Source organism: Flavobacterium procerum, from assembly GCF_042431625.1.
In the GTDB taxonomy this organism is placed as follows: Bacteria; Bacteroidota; Bacteroidia; order Flavobacteriales; family Flavobacteriaceae; genus Flavobacterium; species Flavobacterium procerum.
The window spans coordinates 35,098-54,558 of record NZ_JBHLYW010000032.1 but is presented as its reverse complement, the minus strand read 5'-3'; the positions used below and the strand labels follow the sequence as shown (position 1 = coordinate 54,558).

19 protein-coding genes and 1 other RNA gene are annotated in these 19,461 nt (G+C 34.3%); 14 read left to right on the top strand and 6 right to left on the bottom strand.

Annotation, left to right across the window (positions count from 1 at the left end; genetic code table 11):
* Nucleotides 1-288 precede the first annotated feature (288 nt).
* The 5 genes from ACFFLS_RS24420 to ACFFLS_RS24400 all read left to right on the top strand — a co-directional run bounded on the left by ACFFLS_RS24420 (nucleotide 289) and on the right by ACFFLS_RS24400 (nucleotide 4,022).
* Nucleotides 289-540 (top strand): hypothetical protein, encoded by a 252-nt coding sequence (locus ACFFLS_RS24420; protein ID WP_379682568.1) that lies wholly within the window; start codon nucleotides 289-291, stop codon nucleotides 538-540.
* Between the two features lie 465 nt (nucleotides 541-1,005).
* Nucleotides 1,006-1,656: a hypothetical protein gene (locus ACFFLS_RS24415; protein ID WP_379682567.1), complete on the top strand. Its 651-nt coding sequence runs from the start codon at nucleotides 1,006-1,008 to the stop codon at nucleotides 1,654-1,656.
* Between the two features lie 9 nt (nucleotides 1,657-1,665).
* Complete coding sequence (locus ACFFLS_RS24410; RefSeq protein ID WP_379682566.1) at nucleotides 1,666-2,094, top strand: hypothetical protein; 429 nt, start codon at nucleotides 1,666-1,668, stop codon at nucleotides 2,092-2,094.
* Between the two features lie 344 nt (nucleotides 2,095-2,438).
* Nucleotides 2,439-3,584: an N-acetyl-alpha-D-glucosaminyl L-malate synthase BshA gene (gene bshA / locus ACFFLS_RS24405; protein WP_379682565.1), complete on the top strand. Its 1,146-nt coding sequence runs from the start codon at nucleotides 2,439-2,441 to the stop codon at nucleotides 3,582-3,584.
* Nucleotides 3,585-3,599: 15 nt separating this feature from the next.
* Nucleotides 3,600-4,022 (top strand): protease complex subunit PrcB family protein, encoded by a 423-nt coding sequence (locus ACFFLS_RS24400; protein WP_379682564.1) that lies wholly within the window; start codon nucleotides 3,600-3,602, stop codon nucleotides 4,020-4,022.
* Nucleotides 4,023-4,395: 373 nt separating this feature from the next.
* Here ACFFLS_RS24400 and ACFFLS_RS24395 read toward each other — a convergent pair whose 3' ends face one another.
* The gene (locus ACFFLS_RS24395; protein WP_379682563.1) at nucleotides 4,396-4,893 is read right to left on the bottom strand and encodes a hypothetical protein; all 498 of its coding nucleotides are present in this window, start codon (nucleotides 4,891-4,893) and stop codon (nucleotides 4,396-4,398) included.
* 130 nt (nucleotides 4,894-5,023) lie between these two features.
* Nucleotides 5,024-5,845 (bottom strand): UDP-2,3-diacylglucosamine diphosphatase, encoded by an 822-nt coding sequence (locus tag ACFFLS_RS24390; RefSeq protein WP_379682562.1) that lies wholly within the window; start codon nucleotides 5,843-5,845, stop codon nucleotides 5,024-5,026.
* Between the two features lie 188 nt (nucleotides 5,846-6,033).
* Here ACFFLS_RS24390 and aroC point away from each other — a divergent pair, with 188 nt between their 5' ends.
* From aroC to ACFFLS_RS24375, 3 genes are all read left to right on the top strand, one after another.
* Nucleotides 6,034-7,092, top strand: coding sequence for a chorismate synthase (gene aroC, locus ACFFLS_RS24385; protein WP_379682561.1), 1,059 nt, complete (start codon nucleotides 6,034-6,036; stop codon nucleotides 7,090-7,092).
* A gap of 52 nt (nucleotides 7,093-7,144) precedes the next feature.
* Nucleotides 7,145-8,407, top strand: coding sequence for a dicarboxylate/amino acid:cation symporter (locus ACFFLS_RS24380; RefSeq protein ID WP_379682560.1), 1,263 nt, complete (start codon nucleotides 7,145-7,147; stop codon nucleotides 8,405-8,407).
* A 149-nt stretch (nucleotides 8,408-8,556) separates the two neighbouring features.
* Nucleotides 8,557-10,737: a response regulator gene (locus tag ACFFLS_RS24375; RefSeq protein ID WP_379682559.1), complete on the top strand. Its 2,181-nt coding sequence runs from the start codon at nucleotides 8,557-8,559 to the stop codon at nucleotides 10,735-10,737.
* Here the strand turns inward: ACFFLS_RS24375 and ACFFLS_RS24370 are convergent.
* Together ACFFLS_RS24370 and ACFFLS_RS24365 are read right to left on the bottom strand one after the other, a co-directional pair.
* On the bottom strand, nucleotides 10,734-11,981 hold the full coding sequence (locus tag ACFFLS_RS24370) for a DEAD/DEAH box helicase (protein WP_379682558.1): 1,248 nt from the start codon (nucleotides 11,979-11,981) through the stop codon (nucleotides 10,734-10,736). The genes ACFFLS_RS24375 and ACFFLS_RS24370 overlap by 4 nt on opposite strands.
* 135 nt (nucleotides 11,982-12,116) lie before the next feature.
* On the bottom strand, nucleotides 12,117-13,154 hold the full coding sequence (locus ACFFLS_RS24365) for a formimidoylglutamase (RefSeq protein WP_379682557.1): 1,038 nt from the start codon (nucleotides 13,152-13,154) through the stop codon (nucleotides 12,117-12,119).
* Nucleotides 13,155-13,252: 98 nt separating this feature from the next.
* Here ACFFLS_RS24365 and ACFFLS_RS24360 point away from each other — a divergent pair, with 98 nt between their 5' ends.
* Nucleotides 13,253-14,131: a DUF8428 domain-containing protein gene (locus tag ACFFLS_RS24360; protein ID WP_379682556.1), complete on the top strand. Its 879-nt coding sequence runs from the start codon at nucleotides 13,253-13,255 to the stop codon at nucleotides 14,129-14,131.
* A 66-nt stretch (nucleotides 14,132-14,197) separates the two neighbouring features.
* On the opposite strand, the gene hutI is transcribed toward ACFFLS_RS24360, so the two are convergent.
* On the bottom strand, nucleotides 14,198-15,436 hold the full coding sequence (gene hutI / locus ACFFLS_RS24355; RefSeq protein WP_379689710.1) for an imidazolonepropionase: 1,239 nt from the start codon (nucleotides 15,434-15,436) through the stop codon (nucleotides 14,198-14,200).
* 114 nt (nucleotides 15,437-15,550) lie between these two features.
* Nucleotides 15,551-16,600 carry a glutaminyl-peptide cyclotransferase gene (locus ACFFLS_RS24350; RefSeq protein ID WP_379689708.1) on the bottom strand — a complete coding sequence of 350 codons (1,050 nt, stop codon included), beginning with the start codon at nucleotides 16,598-16,600 and terminating at the stop codon, nucleotides 15,551-15,553.
* 88 nt (nucleotides 16,601-16,688) lie between these two features.
* Here ACFFLS_RS24350 and ffs point away from each other — a divergent pair.
* The 5 genes from ffs to ACFFLS_RS24325 all read left to right on the top strand — a co-directional run bounded on the left by ffs (nucleotide 16,689) and on the right by ACFFLS_RS24325 (nucleotide 19,460).
* Nucleotides 16,689-16,786, top strand: an RNA gene (gene ffs / locus ACFFLS_RS24345) — signal recognition particle sRNA small type.
* 183 nt (nucleotides 16,787-16,969) lie between these two features.
* Nucleotides 16,970-17,773 (top strand): SDR family oxidoreductase, encoded by an 804-nt coding sequence (locus ACFFLS_RS24340; RefSeq protein ID WP_379689706.1) that lies wholly within the window; start codon nucleotides 16,970-16,972, stop codon nucleotides 17,771-17,773.
* Between the two features lie 4 nt (nucleotides 17,774-17,777).
* Nucleotides 17,778-17,969 (top strand): F0F1 ATP synthase subunit B family protein, encoded by a 192-nt coding sequence (locus tag ACFFLS_RS24335; RefSeq protein WP_379682555.1) that lies wholly within the window; start codon nucleotides 17,778-17,780, stop codon nucleotides 17,967-17,969.
* A gap of 248 nt (nucleotides 17,970-18,217) precedes the next feature.
* Entirely contained in the window at nucleotides 18,218-18,874 is a 657-nt protein-coding gene (fsa, locus tag ACFFLS_RS24330) for a fructose-6-phosphate aldolase (protein WP_379682554.1), read from the top strand.
* A gap of 91 nt (nucleotides 18,875-18,965) precedes the next feature.
* Nucleotides 18,966-19,460: a hypothetical protein gene (locus ACFFLS_RS24325; RefSeq protein WP_379682553.1), complete on the top strand. Its 495-nt coding sequence runs from the start codon at nucleotides 18,966-18,968 to the stop codon at nucleotides 19,458-19,460.
* The last annotated feature ends 1 nt before the right edge of the window (nucleotide 19,461 follow it).

Here is a 19,461-nt window from a genome sequence, read left to right as displayed (position 1 = left end):
AGATTCCATGTCCACAAGGATAAGATGCAAAGTAAAAAGCTGTAAAACCTAAGGGTTTTACAGCTTTTTTTATGTTTCGATAGCTCTAATTGTAATTTTAGATTTGATGCAAAATCCGTAAAACTACGTGGTGTTGATTTTTAATTTATTGGTATAATTGTCTGGAAATAAATTTGGTAGATTATGGATTTCTGTAAAATTGAGAATTTTTTACTTATGAAATTTGTTGTATTAAAGAAGGAGTAATTAAATCATCAGTATAATTAATCTTAAAAAATAACAACTATCATGATTACAGTCGTAAATAATGTCAAAAAACTAAAGGAAAATCCTAAGTTGTTTATAGATGCAAATGCTATTATGAATGATCAAGTTCAAACAATTATAAAAGACATAACCCAGAAAATTAAAAGAGTAAGTACACCACACAATGCGAAAGTTGTAATAAATGGAGATTCTAAAGGTTTTACGTTTACTATTGATTCAGAAGATGATGAAACGATTAAATTAATTGAAGATGTTTTAAATAAATTAAGGTAGCTAAAATAAGAAGAGGGAAGTTTTTTATAATTTAAAGTCATGATAGAAGCTACTTGTCTCGTCCTAAAATAAGTTTACATAATTTTTTAAAAAAAATATACAGACACGAGCGGGACGCTCGCGCTAGCTGTGAAAAAATAATTAAGTTGCTTCTTAAAATCGATTGACAATAAAATCAGCGCTAGCAATCTTTTCGTTATAGCTTCAAAGGATAAGCCTCGCGCTATCGGGGGACAAGATTATGGCTATATTTTCGTGGCAAACATAGCCCGTGGTTTCAACCACGGGAACGCAATGCATATTCAGCATACCGTTTCCTGTGGTTGTAACCGCTATGTTCCAGAATTTTTAGCAGCGCCAAAAAAAATCCTTTTTTTATGTCTTTTTTGATGTTTTTTCTGAATATTTTTTATCTATATTTACCCACGAATTACTAAGAAAATAGTTATAAAATTTAAAATTTTTATGAAAGAAGAAATTAAAATCGCAGCCAAAATTACCGCAAAAACCTCTCTAAAATGGTTTACTATTGTTTTTATCGGAGGATTATTTACCCTGATTTGTTTTTTAATCATTTTGTTCCAGAATATGGGGCTTGGTGGTGGCGGGCACGGAAATGCATATGCGTTTACTGTAAATTTATTTTTGAATAACATATGCGGTTTTCTTCTTTTTGTAGGTGCTCCTGCTTTTGCAGCGGGTTATTTTATGATTGCTAATAAAGTGGCTATTCAGACCATGATTCATCAGGTTTGGGAAAATAAAATGGGGAAATATATTGAGGAAAAAGTAATTCTGCTGGTTGATAAATTGACCGCTTCGCAAAATTGGGCTAATTCTGCTTCGAATGCGACTATGCTACGATTAAAACTTTTGGAAGCAAACAAAAATGACAAAGAAACCTCTGTAATTAAGAAAAGGATTATCGGTTATTTTTTTGCTAAAATCAATTTGGATGATATCGATTTTAGTAATAAAGATTTAAAATTATCTGAAATTATTTCTTTTAAACTGAATAGGTTTATTTCTGAGACTATCGAACCATCGTTTTTATTTTTCTGGCTTTTATTGGCTTTTCAGCTAATATTGATTATTGCGGCTCAGTTTTTTAATTAAATTTTAGTGATGATAGACGGGAATTTGGGTTTTCGCTGGATGAAAGTTAAAAACAGCAGATTACATTTTGCTGCAATCGAACTGGATGTTCAGAAGAATAATCTGAAGAATGAGATTGTAGAAAACTACTTGATAAACGGTTACGATAATAATTCGGAAGGTATCAAAATATGGAAATTGGGATTGCTTAAAGGTTTGGAATTTGCACTTTCAAAAAGTTCTGATTTCTGGACGATTACCATAAAAAGTCTAGAAGCTCCTGTATTGGATTCTAATCCGACAATTATTGGTTATACTGCTTTATTGGCTTTTAGTGAAAAGGCTAAAATTACAGTTGATTCGAATGATTTGGACAAGGTTGAAAACTTTGTTTATGACAGTTGGAAAGGTAACAATGCAGAAAAAATCCCTAATTTTTTTAAACTGATTTTCGAATAGTAGTTTTATTGCTTGGTTTCTTCTGAAAAATAAAACAATCTTTTTTAGCCCCGATGGTAGCGGCATCTCCCGATTTAGAAAAACAAGGCTTTTTCAGCCGTAGTTTTTGTTAATCGGGAATATAGCGAACAGCGGGACGGTCGTCTTAATTAGAACAAAACGTTCTGCTCCTGATAAAAGAAAATATTTTTCTAGCCAAACTTGAAACCTGAAACCTGAAACCTGAAACTTGAAACCTGTAATTTGAAACAAATCGAACCATGAAACATTTCGCAAAAATGTAACAATCTAAATGTTCGATTAACCGCTATTTTTGAGTATTTTCGTAGCATTAAATTTAATACATGAAAATAGCAATAGTTTGTTATCCTACTTTTGGCGGGAGTGGCGTTGTCGCTACAGAACTCGGTCTTGAGTTGGCCAGAAGAGGACACGAAATACACTTTATAACTTACAGCCAGCCGGTAAGATTGGCACTTTTGAATCCGAATGTACATTATCACGAAGTAAATGTTCCGGAGTATCCTTTATTTCATTATCAGCCGTATGAATTGGCTTTGTCAAGCAAGCTGGTCGATATGGTGAAATTGTATAAGATTGAGCTTCTGCATGTGCATTATGCTATTCCGCATGCTTATGCGGGCTATATGGCAAAACAGATGCTTAAAAATGAAGGGATTAATCTGCCAATGATTACAACGCTTCACGGTACAGACATTACGCTGGTCGGGAATCATCCGTTTTATAAACCGGCGGTGACTTTTAGCATCAACAAATCAGATTATGTTACTTCGGTATCGCAGAGTCTGAAAGATGATACTTTGAAATTGTTTAAGATTAAGAATAAAATCAAGGTTATTCCGAATTTTATTGAGCTTGATAAACCTAAAAAAGATCCACAGGCGCCTTGTCATCGTTATGTAATGGCAAAGGAAAACGAGCGAATTATTACGCATATCAGTAATTTCAGGAAAGTAAAACGTATTCCGGATATTATTAAGATTTTCTACAATGTGCAGAAAGAGATTCCGGCAAAACTGATGATGGTAGGAGATGGTCCTGAAAAAGAAAAAGCAGAGATTTTATGCCAAGAACTGGGTATTCTGGATAAAGTGATTTTCTTTGGAAACAGCCATGAAATCGATAAGATTTTGTGTATGACCGATTTGTTTCTGCTTCCGTCAGAAACAGAAAGTTTCGGACTTGCGGCTTTAGAAGCTATGGCTTGCGGGGTTCCGGTAATATCGAGTAATTCGGGCGGTCTTCCAGAAGTAAATTTTGATGGATTTTCGGGTTATTTAAGTAATGTCGGAAATGTAGAAGAAATGGCGACCAATGCGATTAAAATTTTGAAAGATGATAAAGTCTTAAGTCAGTTTAAGGCAAATGCGCTTGAAGTGGCCAAGAAATTTGACATACACAATATTCTGCCAAAATATGAGGCATTATATCAGAAAGCAGTTGACGATTATAAATTGGAAAAACATTAATTAAAAAGTAAGATAATGAAAAAAGTAGTTTCGATTATAGCAGTTTTTATTTTGTTTTCCTGCGGAGCTAAGAAAACATCGGGTGCTGCGCCTCTTTATGAAGTTTTAACGACGCAGTCTAGCGGTGGCGGAAATATTAAGTTTTTTGAAATCCTGACAGAACCGAACGAAATAAAAATGCTTGAAAATGATCCGTTATTGGCAGATAAGGTAAAAGAAACCGATACGAATAGTGCTAATTATGTTATTCTGAATATGGGTGAAAAAAATACTAGCGGTTATAGTATTGAGGTTGTAAACGTGGAAGAAACGGACAAAAACATCATCATAACGGTTAAAGAAAATAATCCTTCTCCGGATGCTATGACGATGCAGATGATCAGTTATCCGTATACGGTTGTAAAAATAAATTCTAAGAAGGAGATTATTGTTAAGTAGAGAAAAGAATATAGAATATAGAATATAGAGGCTTGGATTTAGTTTAAGCCTCTTTTTTATAAGCTTCGGAGAAGCGAAATATTTATAGCAAACATTATGATTTGCAATATAAAGCTCCAGCGGAGCGACACATTTTTTGACAATGAATAATTTATGTCGCTCCACTGGAGCTTTTTTTATTTGTCTTGTCGGAATTCTATAAATATTTTACCCCGCTGGAGCATTTGCTAATATTGTTGTTTGCAGATATTTCGTCTTGTAAAAAGTGTTGCGCTTTGATTGTAGATTTTATACGGAAGCAAAATGTTTTTATAAAAAAAACCTGCCGATTTAACGCGACAGGTTTCTTCTTACAATTATTTTTTACTTTTTTTTAGAATCTGAATTTAACCCCTAAACCGACGTCAAATCCAAAATTGTCATCATCATAATATCCTGAACCAATCTCTGGTCTAGCATCTAATGATAACGTAATTGGCACTTCTTTGAATCTGTATTCAATACCAATATCTCCTGCCGCAAAAACATAAGTTCCACGGTCGTCATATCTGAAATTGTCGTTGTAGTAATCGTATCTCCATGATGCAACACCTCCACCGACACCAGCGTACCAGTTAAAACCGCCATCAATGTTCCAAACCCATTGGTAAAGAGCAACCCCTTTAACAGCGTCAACATGTCTGTTGTTTCTCCAGCCTAAATCAAATTCCAGTCTGTTTTTTTGGTTTAGTCCAAGCTGATAGGATACCTCGCCTCCAAATCCGTTATTGTCTCCTAAACGTAATCCTAGAGCATGTTTTGAAATTTCTTGCGATTGAGCCGTAAAGGCTAAACCTAAAATCATAATGGCTGATAAAAATATCTTTTTCATAAAAATGGTTATTAATTTTTGTCAAAATTATTATTCGAGTCGTAAAGAGAACGTATAATATTTTTGAAAATTGTTATATAATTTACATTTTTATGTGGAGAATCTGTAAAATGCTGGTTTTAAAATGCTTTTATTTTAAAATAATAGACGAGATGAGTTGAGAGGTTAATATGTCTTCCATTTCAAAAAGGTTGTCTTCTTCTATAAAATTACTGGCTTTATAAGAGAATAATTTCCAACGTTTTTTGTGATATTCGAGAGCGGTAAGGTTTTCTACCCAGTCGCCCGAATTTAGGTAAAGGGTTGAGCCGTGCTTGTTTTCTTTGGTCATGATTTTAGGTTCGTGTATATGACCGCAGATTACATAATCGTAGTTTTTTTCAATAGCAAGATCGGTTGCTGTGGTTTCAAAATCAGAAATAAATTTGACTGCTTTTTTTACGCTGGCTTTGATTTTTTTAGAAAAAGAGTAGGGTTCACGCCCTAGTTTTGCGAGACACCAGTTTACGAAACGATTGATCAGAATCAGGTAATCATATCCCAGACCGCCCAGTTTTGCAATCCATTTTGAATGCTGTACAGAAGCATCGAAGACATCACCGTGAAAAATCCATGCTTTTTTATCGTCTAATTCTAAAACTAATTTGTCAACCAAAGCAAAATTTCCCATATTCATGTCGCTGAATTTGCGAAGGATTTCGTCATGATTTCCGGTAATGTAATACACCTTTGTGCCTTTAGAGGCCATGCCTATTATGCGTTGTATCACACGCAAATGAGCTTTAGGAAAATACGATTTTCTAAACTGCCAGGCATCAATAATATCACCGTTTAAGACTAGAGTCTTTGGTTTAATGCTTGAAAGATAGTTGTTTAGTTCTTTTGCGTGACTTCCGTAAGTTCCCAAATGAACATCAGAAAGAATGACCAACTCGACATTTCTTTTTTTCAATTTTTCGTAATTTGAAGTTTAACAAATAAAAGAAAGTTTGATCATTTTTATTTTATCAAAAGGTTATGAAAAAGAGGATATTTTTACCAAATTGTAATTTTTAGTCCGTTTAATGTTTCGTTAATAATACCAGTTTTAAATTTTTTAATTTAATTCATAAAACTTACATTTGCTCAAAACTAATTACAATGGCAGGAAACAGCTACGGCACACTATATAAAGTTACTACATTTGGAGAATCTCATGGCGAAGCCTTAGGAGGCGTTATTGATGGTTGTCCTCCAGGAATACAACTTGATTTTGAGGCAATTGAATTGGATATGGCCCGCAGAAAACCAGGACAGTCAGCAATTGTAACCCAAAGAAAAGAACCAGATGCGGTTCAGTTTTTATCCGGAATTTTTGAAGGAAAAACCACAGGTACTCCGATTGGGTTTATTATTCCGAATACAAATCAGAAATCAGACGATTATTCGCATATAAAAGACAATTACAGGCCAAGCCACGCAGATTACGTTTACGACCAGAAATATGGTTTTCGCGATTACCGTGGAGGCGGAAGAAGCTCTGCCAGAGAAACGGCAAGTAGAGTAGTGGCGGGAGCAATTGCAAAACAGATGCTTCCGGAAATTAAGATTAATGCTTATGTTTCTTCTGTTGGACCAATTCATTTAGAAACTCCTTACCAAGAATTGGATTTTTCAAAAATAGAAAGTAATCCAGTTCGTTGTCCAGACGAAAAATCGGCGGCAATTATGGAAGAATATATTCGTGATATCCGCAAACAGGGAGATACTGTTGGTGGTGTTGTAAGCTGCGTTATTCAGAATGTTCCGGTTGGTTTAGGTGAACCTGTTTTTGATAAGCTTCATGCTGAGTTAGGAAAAGCAATGCTTTCGATAAACGCAGTAAAAGGTTTTGAATACGGAAGCGGTTTTTCGGGTTCTGAAATGAAAGGTAGCGAACATAATGATTTGTATAATCCGGACGGAACTACAAAAACAAATCTTTCTGGTGGTATTCAAGGTGGAATCAGCAACGGAATGGATATTTATTTCAGAGTTGCGTTTAAGCCGGTTGCTACTATCATGCAGACTCAAGACTCACTAGATAATAAAGGAAACATTACACCAATGACGGGAAAAGGCCGTCATGATCCGTGTGTAGTGCCTCGCGCAGTGCCAATTGTAGAAGCAATGGCAGCAATTGTTTTGGCAGATTTTTATTTAATCAACAAAACATATTAGTAAAAGGTAAGACAGTGAGGGTCTTATATTTTAATAATCAAAAAATAAATTAATGCAAGAAGTTAAAGAAACTAAAAAAAAATCATTCCTTTCAGGTTTAACAGGGCAGATTATAATTGCAATGGTTCTTGGGGCTATTCTCGGAATCATATTGCATAACACCATTTCGCCTGAAGCTGCGCAATCTTTTAGCTCTAAGATTAAGATGCTGGCAACCATTTTTATTCGTTTAGTACAAATGATTATTTCTCCTTTGGTTTTTACAACTTTGGTAGTGGGAATTGCAAAATTAGGAGATGTCAAAACGGTTGGAAGAATTGGTGGAAAAGCTATTGGATGGTTTTTTACGGCATCATTTATTTCTTTGTTGATTGGTTTGTTCTATGTAAATATTCTAGAACCAGGTGTCGGTTTAAAACTGGAACATGTCGATATGTCGGCAGCTTCTGAAGTTACAGGTAAGACACAAAATCTTTCTTTTGATAATTTTGTTGAGCATATTGTACCAAAGAGTATTGTTGAAGCTATGGCCACAAATGAGATATTGCAAATTGTAGTATTTTCTATTTTCTTTGGTTTAGCGGCAGCTTCTTTAGGGGCGACTGTAAAGCCTATTATTGGCGCTTTTGATAAATTGTCTCATATTGTTTTAAAAATGGTGAACTATGTAATGAACTTTGCTCCAATTGGAGTTTTTGGTGCCATTGCAGCCGTTTTTGCTGTCAGAGATGCTGAAGAATTGATAATTACTTATTTTAAATTTTTCGGGTCGTTTTTAATCGGTATCGGTACTTTATGGGTAATTCTGATTGCTGTTGGTTATATTTTCTTAAAAGGAAGAATGACAGAATTGCTGAGACGTATTACAGGACCTTTGGCAATTGCTTTTGGAACAACAAGTAGTGAAGCTGTATTTCCTAAATTGACTGAAGAATTAGAAGGTTTTGGTGTAAAGGATAAAATTGTTTCTTTTATGCTTCCTTTAGGCTATTCTTTTAACCTTGACGGAAGTATGATGTACATGACTTTTGCGAGTATTTTTATTGCTCAATTTTATAATGTGCATTTGGATTTAGGAACTCAAATGGCAATGCTTTTAGTCTTAATGCTCACTAGTAAAGGAATTGCGGGCGTACCTAGAGCGAGTTTGGTTGTTGTTGCGGCAACTTGCGGTATGTTTGATATTCCGATTGAGGGTATAGCTTTGATTCTGCCAATCGATCACTTTTGTGATATGTTTAGAAGCGCTACAAATGTGTTAGGAAATGCTTTGGCAACTTCTGTAGTAGGACAGTGGGAAAGCGATAATGAATAAATAATTAGGGTAATAATACATGTCTTTTCTGCGAAAGAATTGTTTAATGTGTTTATTATTAGTTGTATATAAAGGTTGAAAGCTGTATTTTTTTTAAATACAGCTTTTTTTTTATTTTAAAGTGTATATTTGATGAAATTAGCCTATTAATGCTCCCAAAACGAATTTTCTTATTTCTGCTTATTTTATGTAGTTTCGCTACCATAGCGATAGGGCAGTCTGATCCTGTTTCTGAGAAACAGATCAATAAGCTTACTAAAAAGGCTTGGGGATATTACAAGGAATCTAATTTTGAGAAATCACTTATCACTTCCAGAATAGCGCTGAATCATGCTTTTGCAGCAAAAAACAATTATTATACTGCAAAGGCATACAAGATTATTGCCGGTAATTATGGTGAACTTTCGGAGTTTAATAAAGCAATCTTTTTCTATAACAAGGCATTGTATTACGCTTCCAAAACAGATAACGATTCAATAAAATACAGTCTCTATAACAATCTTGGAAATATTTACTGTTTTGAAAGAAAACAATTTGATAAAGGGATTAAATGCTACAAGAAGTCAATTGCTTATGGCTTTAAGATCAATAATGTAAGGCAAGTATATTTTACGAATGTCAACATTGCCTGGGCTTATTTTGATGTTGGAAAATTTCAGGAAGGATATCCATATCTCGAATTTGTTGGAAATAATATTCGGAAATATGGTGATGAGTCTACAGAGATTGCAATCAATATGCTGTACGGAATGTACTATAACCATACCAATCAGAATAGTCGTGCCGAAATGTATTTCAAAAAAGCCTTAGAAGCTGGAGTAGACAGCGAAGAGCAATCTGATTTGTCTTATGCACATCTTGAGTATTCTAAGTTTTTGACTAAGGTCAAAAAATACAAAGAAGCTTATGAAAACCTTATTTTATTTAATCAGATAACCGAAAGGCTGTACAGTGAAGAAAAACTGAAAAAAGCTTCAGTGGCAGGTTTTAATCTAGAACTTGACGAATATAAAAGACAGATTGATAAAATCGAAAACGAGAAGACTATACAGTCGCAAAGCTTAAAAAAATCAAGGATTATCGTTGTGCTTTTCATCTTGATTTCGTTTATCCTTATTTTCCTGATTATAACTTTGGTGAAGAATATTCGTTTTAAAAAGAAACACAATTTGGAGCTCCTAGAGGCAAAAGAAATTGCAGAAGAAGCTTCGCTCCTCAAAACTCAATTTATTTCGACTATAAGCCACGAATTGCGTACACCGCTTTATGGTGTGGTCGGTATCACGAATATGTTGCTCGAAGAGCACAAAGAATTGTCAAGAAGCCAGCATCTGAGTTCGCTTAAGTTTTCTGCGAGGTATTTATTGTCGCTGGTAAATGATCTTCTTCAGATTAATAAAATTGAAGAAAACAAGGTGGTTTTGGAAAGTCTTACTTTTAATATTTCAGATGAAATTAATATGATCAAAAATTCGTTGTCTTTTTTATCGCAGAAAAACAATAATAAGATAACCGTTATTATTGATCCGATGATTCCCGAATATTTAATAGGAGATAAATTAAGGTTGGCGCAGATTTTAATGAATCTGGTAAGCAATGCATTAAAATTCACGAAAGAAGGCGAGGTAGAAATTATCGTAAATCTCCATAAAAAAGAAGGAAAGCTTCATTATTTGGATTTTTTGATAAAAGATAACGGAGTCGGAATTGCAGTAGTCGATCAGAATAAGATTTTTGAAAAGTTTGTTCAGGTAGGCAGAAAAGAAGAAGATTATCAGGGAACGGGTCTTGGACTCAGTATCGTTAAAAAATTATTAGGCCTTTTTGGCAGCTCGATTACGCTTGACAGTGATCTAGGAAAAGGAACTTCTTTTTCTTTTATTATTCCGTTTGAGCATGATTTGGAAAAAACGAAAAATATTATTGACGAAATAGAAGTTGATCTAACTTCTGATGAGGTTTATCGAATTTTGGTCGTTGAAGATAATTTGATTAATCAGCTGGTTACACGAAAAATTATCGAAAAAAACAATTATCTCTGCAAAGTAGTAGATGATGGTTTTGCCGCATTGAAAATTCTAGAAGAAGACGAATTTGATTTGATTTTAATGGATATCAATATGCCTTTAATGAATGGATTTGAAACGACAAAACGAATTCGTTTGATGGGTATTGAAACGCCAATAGTTGCGCTGACAGCATTTGATAAAGATGAAATAGCAGATGATGCATTTTCGTCAGGAATGAACGATATTATTATAAAACCATTCGAACCGGTAAAACTCTTTAAAATAATCAATCATCTTATAAACGAAAAAAGCGCTGTTTAGTACCAGCGCTTTTTGTTTTTCTTTGATGCATCGGATTTTCTAGATTTATGAGCACCACCGCTTCTGTTTGAGTTTTTTGGTTTTTCTCCAGCTTCAGGACTGCCTGAATGCCATGGGTAAGGATGGTCTGAAATCGTTTTTACATCAACTTTTATAAGTTTTTGAATGTCTTTCCAATAAGGAAGTTCATCTTTTCCGCAGAAGGAAATTGCAATGCCGCCATTTCCTGCACGTCCCGTACGGCCAATGCGGTGTACATAAGTTTCAGGAATGTTAGGAAGGTCAAAATTGATTACAAATGGTAATTGTTCGATGTCAATTCCTCTTGCGGCAATATCTGTTGCAACCAGAACGCCGACTTCTTTGTTTTTAAAAGCATCCAGAACACGTTGTCTGGCATTTTGAGATTTATCACCATGAATGGCCTCTGCAGGAATATCTTTTTTGCGAAGTGCTTTTACAACATTATCTGCTCCGTGTTTTGTTCTCGAAAATACTAGTACGTTGGATAAGTTTTCTTCCTTAATTAACTTGTATAATAAATTTCGTTTTTCAGTTTTATCTACGAAATAAACGCGTTGTTCAACATTTTCTGCTGTTGATGAAACAGGCGAAACTTCTACTTGTTCTGGATCTTGCAGAAACATTTCGGCAAGTTCGCGTATTGCAATTGGCATTGTTGCAGAAAAAAGCAATGTTTGTCTGTTCTTTGGCGTAAGTTTTACAATTTTTTTGACATCATTTATAAAACCCATATCCAGCATCTGATCGGCTTCGTCTAAAACTAAAGTATGCAGATGATTTAAATCTAAAAAACCTTGTTTTTGAAGGTCTAGCAAACGTCCAGGCGTAGCAATTAGAATATCAATTCCGTTTTTGAGTGCGTCAACTTGCGGATTTTGTGACACGCCTCCAAAAATTGTAAGCTGTGTTAAATTGGTGTATTTGCCATAAGTGTCAAAGCTCTGACCTATCTGAACGGCAAGTTCGCGTGTAGGTGTTACTATAAGAGCACGAATTTGTTTGGCTTTTTTAGAAGAACCTACAATTCGATGTAATTGATGTATGATTGGAATGGCAAATGCAGCTGTTTTTCCTGTTCCGGTTTGCGCGCAACCAATTAAATCACGTCCAGATAAAACAACCGGAATTGCTTTTTCTTGAATTGGAGTCGGATTTAGGTAGCCTTCCTCAAATACGGCTTTTTGTATACTTTTTGAGAGTGAAAGATCTTCGAATAACATATCTTGGGTATTAAGTATTTTAGCTTTAAGTACTAAAATGCTGTGCAAAGATAGGCTTATTCATTCAATCGTTTATTTTAATTGACTTTTATTTAGGAAAAATGCTTTTTCTTTTTCTTTTAAAATTATAGAATTTTAAATTTTTTCATTGCTGGCTTTCATAAAATCGGTTACGAGATAACCAATCAATTTGCCAATTAAATTATTGTTTGGCGAATTATCTAAATCTGGCGCTCCTTCGCAGATATGCAGATATGCCGCATTTTTATGTTCTCCAAAAAACGATACAAACTGACGAAGCTCTTCAACAGAAAAACCGCTTATAGTCATAGCGCTGCTGGCAATGTTTGGAATAGCGTCCAGATCAATTTCAATTCCAAAGGCATCATTTTTTATAAAGTCTAATGCACCAATCATTTCTCTATTAAAATCTTTCTCTTTTCTGATATTGATGCTGTCATACGTGTTGTATCTTACACGGTCTTCGAGTTTTTTTATAATATCAAGAACGCTTTTTGAAGTATAGTTTTCATGAAGCCCGAAAATAAAATACTTTTTTAGAAAACCTTCTTCATAGGCATACGAAAAGCCATTGCCGCTATGGCGTCCTTCGAGAATTCTGAAATCTGAATGAGCATCAAAATTAATCGCGTTTACAGGTTTTCCTTTCGCTAGAGCGGCACCTTTGATATTTCCGTAAGCATTATTATGACCGCCACCGATAATAATAGGTATTTTTCCGGCTTTGATGATGGTAAATATGATATGAGATACTTCCTTGTCAATTTTTTCAACCAATTGGCTCAATTTAGAGCGGTCGTCTATGTCGTTAAAATCCAGATTTTCGACATCTCTCATTTCTTCGGCTACATTGATTTGTCCTAAAACAATAATCTGGCTTCCTTTAGAAAAACGGTTATGCTGGATGTTGGCAATGCTTTTGATGGCGCTCTGCCAAGCCGATGCTGCACCAGGTCTTCCGTAATTGGCGCGCACACCGATATCCTCCGGAATTCCTAGCAGAACATATTTGGCTTCGCTTTCTTTAAGAAAATCAATCTTGTCAACCCCATTAGGAATGATAATCATCTTTTCTCCGAACTTTATTTCACCACTTCTATGATTGGTGACTTTTGCCAAATCATTTATAGTAAAAGGGATTAATTTCTCCATGAAAAAAATTTATTTTCCAAAAATAATATAATTGTAGAAACTTACGTTATTACCTTATATTAATTCTTAAATTTGTTATTAAAGAAAATTATTTAAATATGGAAAACCCAAAGAACAACAATTCAAGTCTAAAGGCGGTAATCGCAGTTTTAGCAGTCCTACTAGTTGGTAGTTTAGTTTATATTTTTAAATTGTCGTCTGATTCTGATGTTACAAAGACAGAACTTACAACGACCTTAACAGAGAAAGAATCTGTTATGAAAGATTTGCAGGAATTAAAAGCCACTTACGATGCTGCAATCGCTGAAAACACTTCTATGTCTGACGAATTAATCCAAGAAAGAGACAAAGTAGTAGCTTTAATGGATGATTTGAACAAATCTAAAGGAGATGTTTCTAAATACAAATCTCAAGTTCAGGCAATGCAGAGCAAAATGAAAACTCTTGTTGCAGAAAATGACGAATTGAAAAAACAAAATGGTGTTTTAACAACTCAAAGAGATAGTACGATTGTAGTTTTAGGAGAATCTAAAAAATACAACGAAGTACTTGTAGGTCAAAACGAAGAATTAGCTAAAACTGTAGAAAAAGGTTCTAAGCTGTCAATTTTAAACACTAAAACTGCAGCTTATAAACTTAAAAGTTCAGGAAAACAAGTTGAAACTGATAAAGCAAGCCGTGCGGATGTTTTAAAAATCAGTTTTACAATTGCTGAAAACCAAATCGCAAAATCTGGTGATAAAACGTATTATGTACAAGTTATCGATGCTAAAAACAATGTTTTAGGAGATAAGAAAACAGAAAATTTTGGTGATAACTCATTAACTTACAGTTTTAAAACTACAGTACAGTACGAAAACAAATCTGTAAACGTAGTTCAAGATCTTCCTGGTAAAGATTTTGCAAAAGGAACTTATTTTATCAATGTTTTTGATAATGATGAATTAGTTTCTAAAACAAGCTTCAGCTTAAGATAATCAGCCAAAGGGATAATACCACTTTGATATTAAAGGTCTGTGATTTTCACAGACCTTTTTTTTATGTTAATTTATGAGCTTTCCTTCTATAAAAACGCTTTCAATTAAATTACTTCCAAAAGCATAAGGAATCTGGTAATAAGAAGAAATAGGTTTGGTTATAATTAAATTTGCTTTTTTTCCTTTTGTAATGCTTCCATGAGTTTCAGAAAGCCCCATTGCATAAGCGCCGTTTATTGTCGCGGCATTGATGGCTTCTTCAGGAGTCATTTTCATTTTAATGCAGGCCGTTGATACAACAAAATTCATATTTCCCGATGGAGTAGAGCCTGGATTAAAATCAGAAGCTAAAGCTAATGGGAGTCCAGCTTTAATCATTTCACGAGCGGGAGTGTACGGAATACTTAAAAAGTAAGAACAAGAAGGCAGTGCAACCGGCATAGTTTCCGAGTTCTTCAAAGCTTCAATATCTTCCGGATTCATAATTTCTAAATGATCTACAGAAAGTGCATTAAATTTGACACTCGCCAGAACACCTCCAATTGAGTTAAACTGATTGACGTGTATTTTTGGTTTTAAGCCAAAAGCAATTCCAGCTTCCATGATTTGCTCAGTTTCTTCAACAGAAAAATAACCGCTCTCGCAAAAAACATCCACAAATTCAGCTAGATTATTTTTAGCAATTTCAGGAAGCATTTCGTTAATAATTTGGTCGATATAGCCTTTTTTGTCTTCTTTAAAATGAGCTGGAAAAGCGTGTGCACCCAAAAAAGTTGATTTTATGGCAATAGGGTAATTTTCTGCCAGTTTTTTAATGACGCGAAGCATTTTCAGCTCGCTGTCTACTGTTAGTCCATAACCCGATTTTATTTCTACGGCTCCGGTTCCTAGACGCATTACTTCTTCTAGACGTGTTTTAGATTGTTCGTAGATTTCTTCTTCGGTGCTTTCGTTTAGTTTTTTTGCAGAATTTAAAATGCCACCACCGCGATTTGCAATTTCCTCATAAGATAATCCATTAATTCGGTCCACAAATTCTTGCTCCCGATTACCAGCGTAAACAATATGTGTATGGCTGTCGCACCAAGAAGGCAGAACAACTTTTCCTGTCGCATCAATAATTTTGTCGGCTTTGATTTCAGGAAGGTTTTCCATTGAGCCAAAATCTTCAATAAGCTCATCTTTCAAGATTAGATAAGCGTTTTTTATTGTTGGGAGTACAGCCATTTCAGCTCCAGAAACTTTAGCAATTGAAGTTTCTCTTACCTGAAGCAGTTCTTGTATGTTTGTGATTAATGTTATCATTATGGATATTGTTATAAAACACAAATTTCACGAATTTTCACTAATGAATTGCGAAGACTCGTGAAATTTGTATTGTTTTGAAATTTGGAATTTAAAGATTGAATATTGTTTTCTTTATTCCGAAACTGTTATTTCAAACATTTTTTCCCAGTATTTTCCAGTTACAAAAATAGTTTTGGTTTGAGAGTTATAAGCGATTCCATTTAAAACTTCAGCTTTTGGAGCTTTAATAAATTTACGCAACCCAGAGAGATCTAATATTCCTTCAACTGCACCAGATTTTGGATCAATTACCGCAATTGCATCTTTCTGCCAAACATTTGCATAGAATTTTCCGTTTATTAATTCTAATTCATTGAGTGCTTTAATTTTTGAAGTTCCTGAATATACATTTATATAATCAATTAGTTTTTGATTAGCAGGATCCATTTTCCAGATTTTTTCTGTTCCGTCAGAATGATAAATGAATTTGTCGTCATGAGTCATTCCCCAGCCTTCGATTTCTTTATCATAAGTAAAAGTCTTTTCTAATTTAAAGGTTTTAGCATCATAAACATATCCCTTTTTTTGTTGCCAGGTTAATTGATAAATTTTATCATTGATAAAAGTAATTCCTTCACCAAAATCTTCTTTAGGCAAATCTACCTGTTTAATTACTTTTCCCGTTTTATAATCTAACTCTCTAAAATATGAATTTCCTTCTTGTCCGGTACTTTCGAAAAGCCTTCCGTCATGAAATTCTAATCCTTCAGTAAAAGCTGTAGAGTCGTGTGCAAAAGTATTTACGATTTTATATTTTAAAGCTTTTGGCTGTACGTCAGATACAACTTCAATTCTTTTAGTGGCATCAGAAGAATCTCCGTCAAAATATACAGTCGCTTTTAAATACTGATAGCCTAATTTTTGATCTATTAATTCAAATCTAAATTCTTCAGCACCTTTTGTCCCTCCAACTCTTTTGTCGTTTATGAAGTAGGCAACGCTGTCAATTTCTTTCGATTTTGGGTTTAAAATTCCGATTGTAAGCGGATCTTTCTGTGTAAAATGTGCTGGAAAAGCAGAATCATCAATAGTAAATAAAGAATTTTCACCTTTATTTTTATCGCCGCATCCGATTAATGTAGTTCCTAATAAAATGACAGCTAAGAAGTTATGTTTTTTCATGATTTAAATTTTGAATAAGCCAATATACGACGATATTTTTATAGCAACAAAGTACTTGCAAAAATATAAAAAGATTGTATATTTGCACCGGCAAGTCCTACACGACCAGCTCCTGCAGACTCCCCCAGGATGGGAACATAGCAAGGGTACGTGGTTGAGCGGTGCGATGTAGGTCGCTTGCCATTTTTTTTATTTTTAGAATTTATTTAGTTTGTAATCTTCCTTTTCAGGAGGATTTTTTTATTTTTACCCTAGCTGAAGTTAGAGGTTATTGGTTAGAAGTTAAAAGCTGGGTGTTTTATGTGCAACTCAAAAAAAGACGAATTTCCAAAACTTATAACTCGTAACCAAAAACTCATAACTTAAAAAATGAATAAAGTCGTTTTAATTACCGGAGGATCATCTGGAATTGGAAAATCTATTGGTGAATATTTGCATCAAAAAGGTTTCGTGGTGTACGGAACGAGTAGAAATCCTGAGAAAGTATTAAATTCTGTTTTTCCTTTGGTCGCTTTGGATGTTAGAAATGCGGCGTCTATTCAAACAGCGGTTTCTAAAATTATAGAAACTTCTGGAAGGTTGGATATTGTAATCAATAATGCTGGAGTTGGAATTACAGGGCCTTTGGAGGAAATTCCGACAGAAGAGATTCGAAATAATTTTGAGACTAATTTCTTCGGACCAATCGAAGTTATGAAAGCGGCACTGCCGCAAATGCGCAAGCAAAAATCAGGTCTTATTATCAATATTACTTCAATTGCAGGTTATATGGGGCTTCCGTATAGAAGTGTTTATTCGGCATCTAAAGGAGCTTTGGAATTGATTACTGAGGCATTGCGAATGGAAGTTAAATCTTTTGGAATAGCAATTACAAATGTAGCTCCAGGTGATTTTGCAACCAATATTGCAGCAGGACGTTATCATGCACCAGTTGTTAAAGATTCGGCTTACGAAAAGGTTTATGGCGATGTTTTGTCAACGATGAATGAGCATGTTGATGCAGGAAGTAATCCAAATGAAATGGCAGAGGCAGTTTATAAAATTATTCAGAATCCAAAACCAAAAGTACATTACAAAGTAGGGGCTTTTATGCAGAAATTTTCAATAGTTCTGAAACGAGCGCTTCCAGATAAGATGTATGAAAAAATGTTGATGAACCATTATAAATTATAGAATTATGGAAAAATTTATGGAGTATTTACCAACTGTTTTTGGTGTTTTATTTTTATTGATCATTTGGTTTGTTATTCGTAGGGTTTTACAAACTATAAGCGATAAAATCAATAATTCTGAAAGTTATAAGGAAGATACTTTGAGAGTTTTGGAAGAAATTAGGGATGAATTGAAAGAACTAAACAGAACTAAATAATTTGCTGTTTACAGGTATTTTGTGAATTGTGATAGAATTAACAAATTGATTTGGTTTTTGAAATCATTATTGGTATTGATTTCGTAATTTTGCAGCTGGATTTGCGTGAGGGATAGAAGCTAACTACCGAAGTAGTGCGGATAGCCCGACCAGATTTGGAAAAGGCGCTCATAAACGATATGAGGAGTGCGCCTTTTGCAAATAGGGTCACGCCCAAACAATCAACCACAAATTAATATAAATAAATTATGAAATTTTTTATTGACACAGCTAACTTAGCGCAAATTAAAGAAGCACAGGCTTTAGGTGTTTTGGATGGTGTAACTACTAATCCGTCATTGATGGCTAAAGAAGGCATTACAGGAAAAAATAATATTTTAAAACATTATGTTGATATCTGCAATCTTGTAGACGGTGATGTAAGTGCTGAAGTAAACGCCCTTGATTTTGACGGAATGGTTAAAGAAGGCGAGGAATTGGCTGAACTGCATGAGCAAATCGTTGTAAAACTTCCGATGACTAAAGAGGGAGTTATGGCTGCAAAATATTTTTCTGATAAAGGAATCAAAACTAACGTAACTCTTGTATTCTCTGCAGGACAAGCTCTATTGGCTGCAAAAGCTGGAGCGACTTATGTTTCTCCTTTTATCGGACGTTTGGACGATGTTTCTGTTGATGGTTTGAATCTTATTCAGGAAATTAGAGAGATTTACGATAACTATGGATATGAAACTCAAATTTTAGCTGCTTCTGTGCGTCACACGATGCATATTGTAAACTGTGCTAAAATTGGTGCTGATGTTATGACTGGACCGCTTTCTGCAATTTACGGATTGCTGAAACATCCATTAACAGATATCGGTTTAGCACAATTCGTAGCTGATTTCGAAAAAGGAAATAAATAATCCTTAGATACTTATAAAATTAAAATCGTCTTTTTTCTAACGAGAAAAGACGATTTTTTTTTACTTTTATATGACTCTTAAATGATTGAATATGAAAGTGATATTGATTATGTTGTGTTTTTATACCGTTAGCTTTTCTGCAAATGCCCAAGCAAAAGTAATTACTTCGGTTAATGATGCTGGAGATGTGGCAACTTATGAATTGGATTGTTCTGTTAAATTTCAAAGTCTGGCAAAAGGTCTTCGGTATAATATTACGAGACATGAGTTTAAAGGTCCTGAAATGAAGAACAGTTACAGGCTACTTTTGGTTATGGATGGTTTTTATGCTAAAACGTTAAATAAAGAAATGACTATTTCGGCAGTTTTAAATGATGGAACTATTTTAGAAGCCAGAAAGATTATTGAAGATGATGGTTATTTTGATGGCGCCTGTACTTTGAGAATTAAAGATCCTCAAGCGCTTTTAAAGGCTGCTATTGACAAAATAATTGTTCATGCCGAAAAAGATGTTGTTTATTCTATTTCGGCTCAAAATAAAGCTCTTTTTAAAAAGAATCTTGAAAATATTATTAAGGCTAGATAAA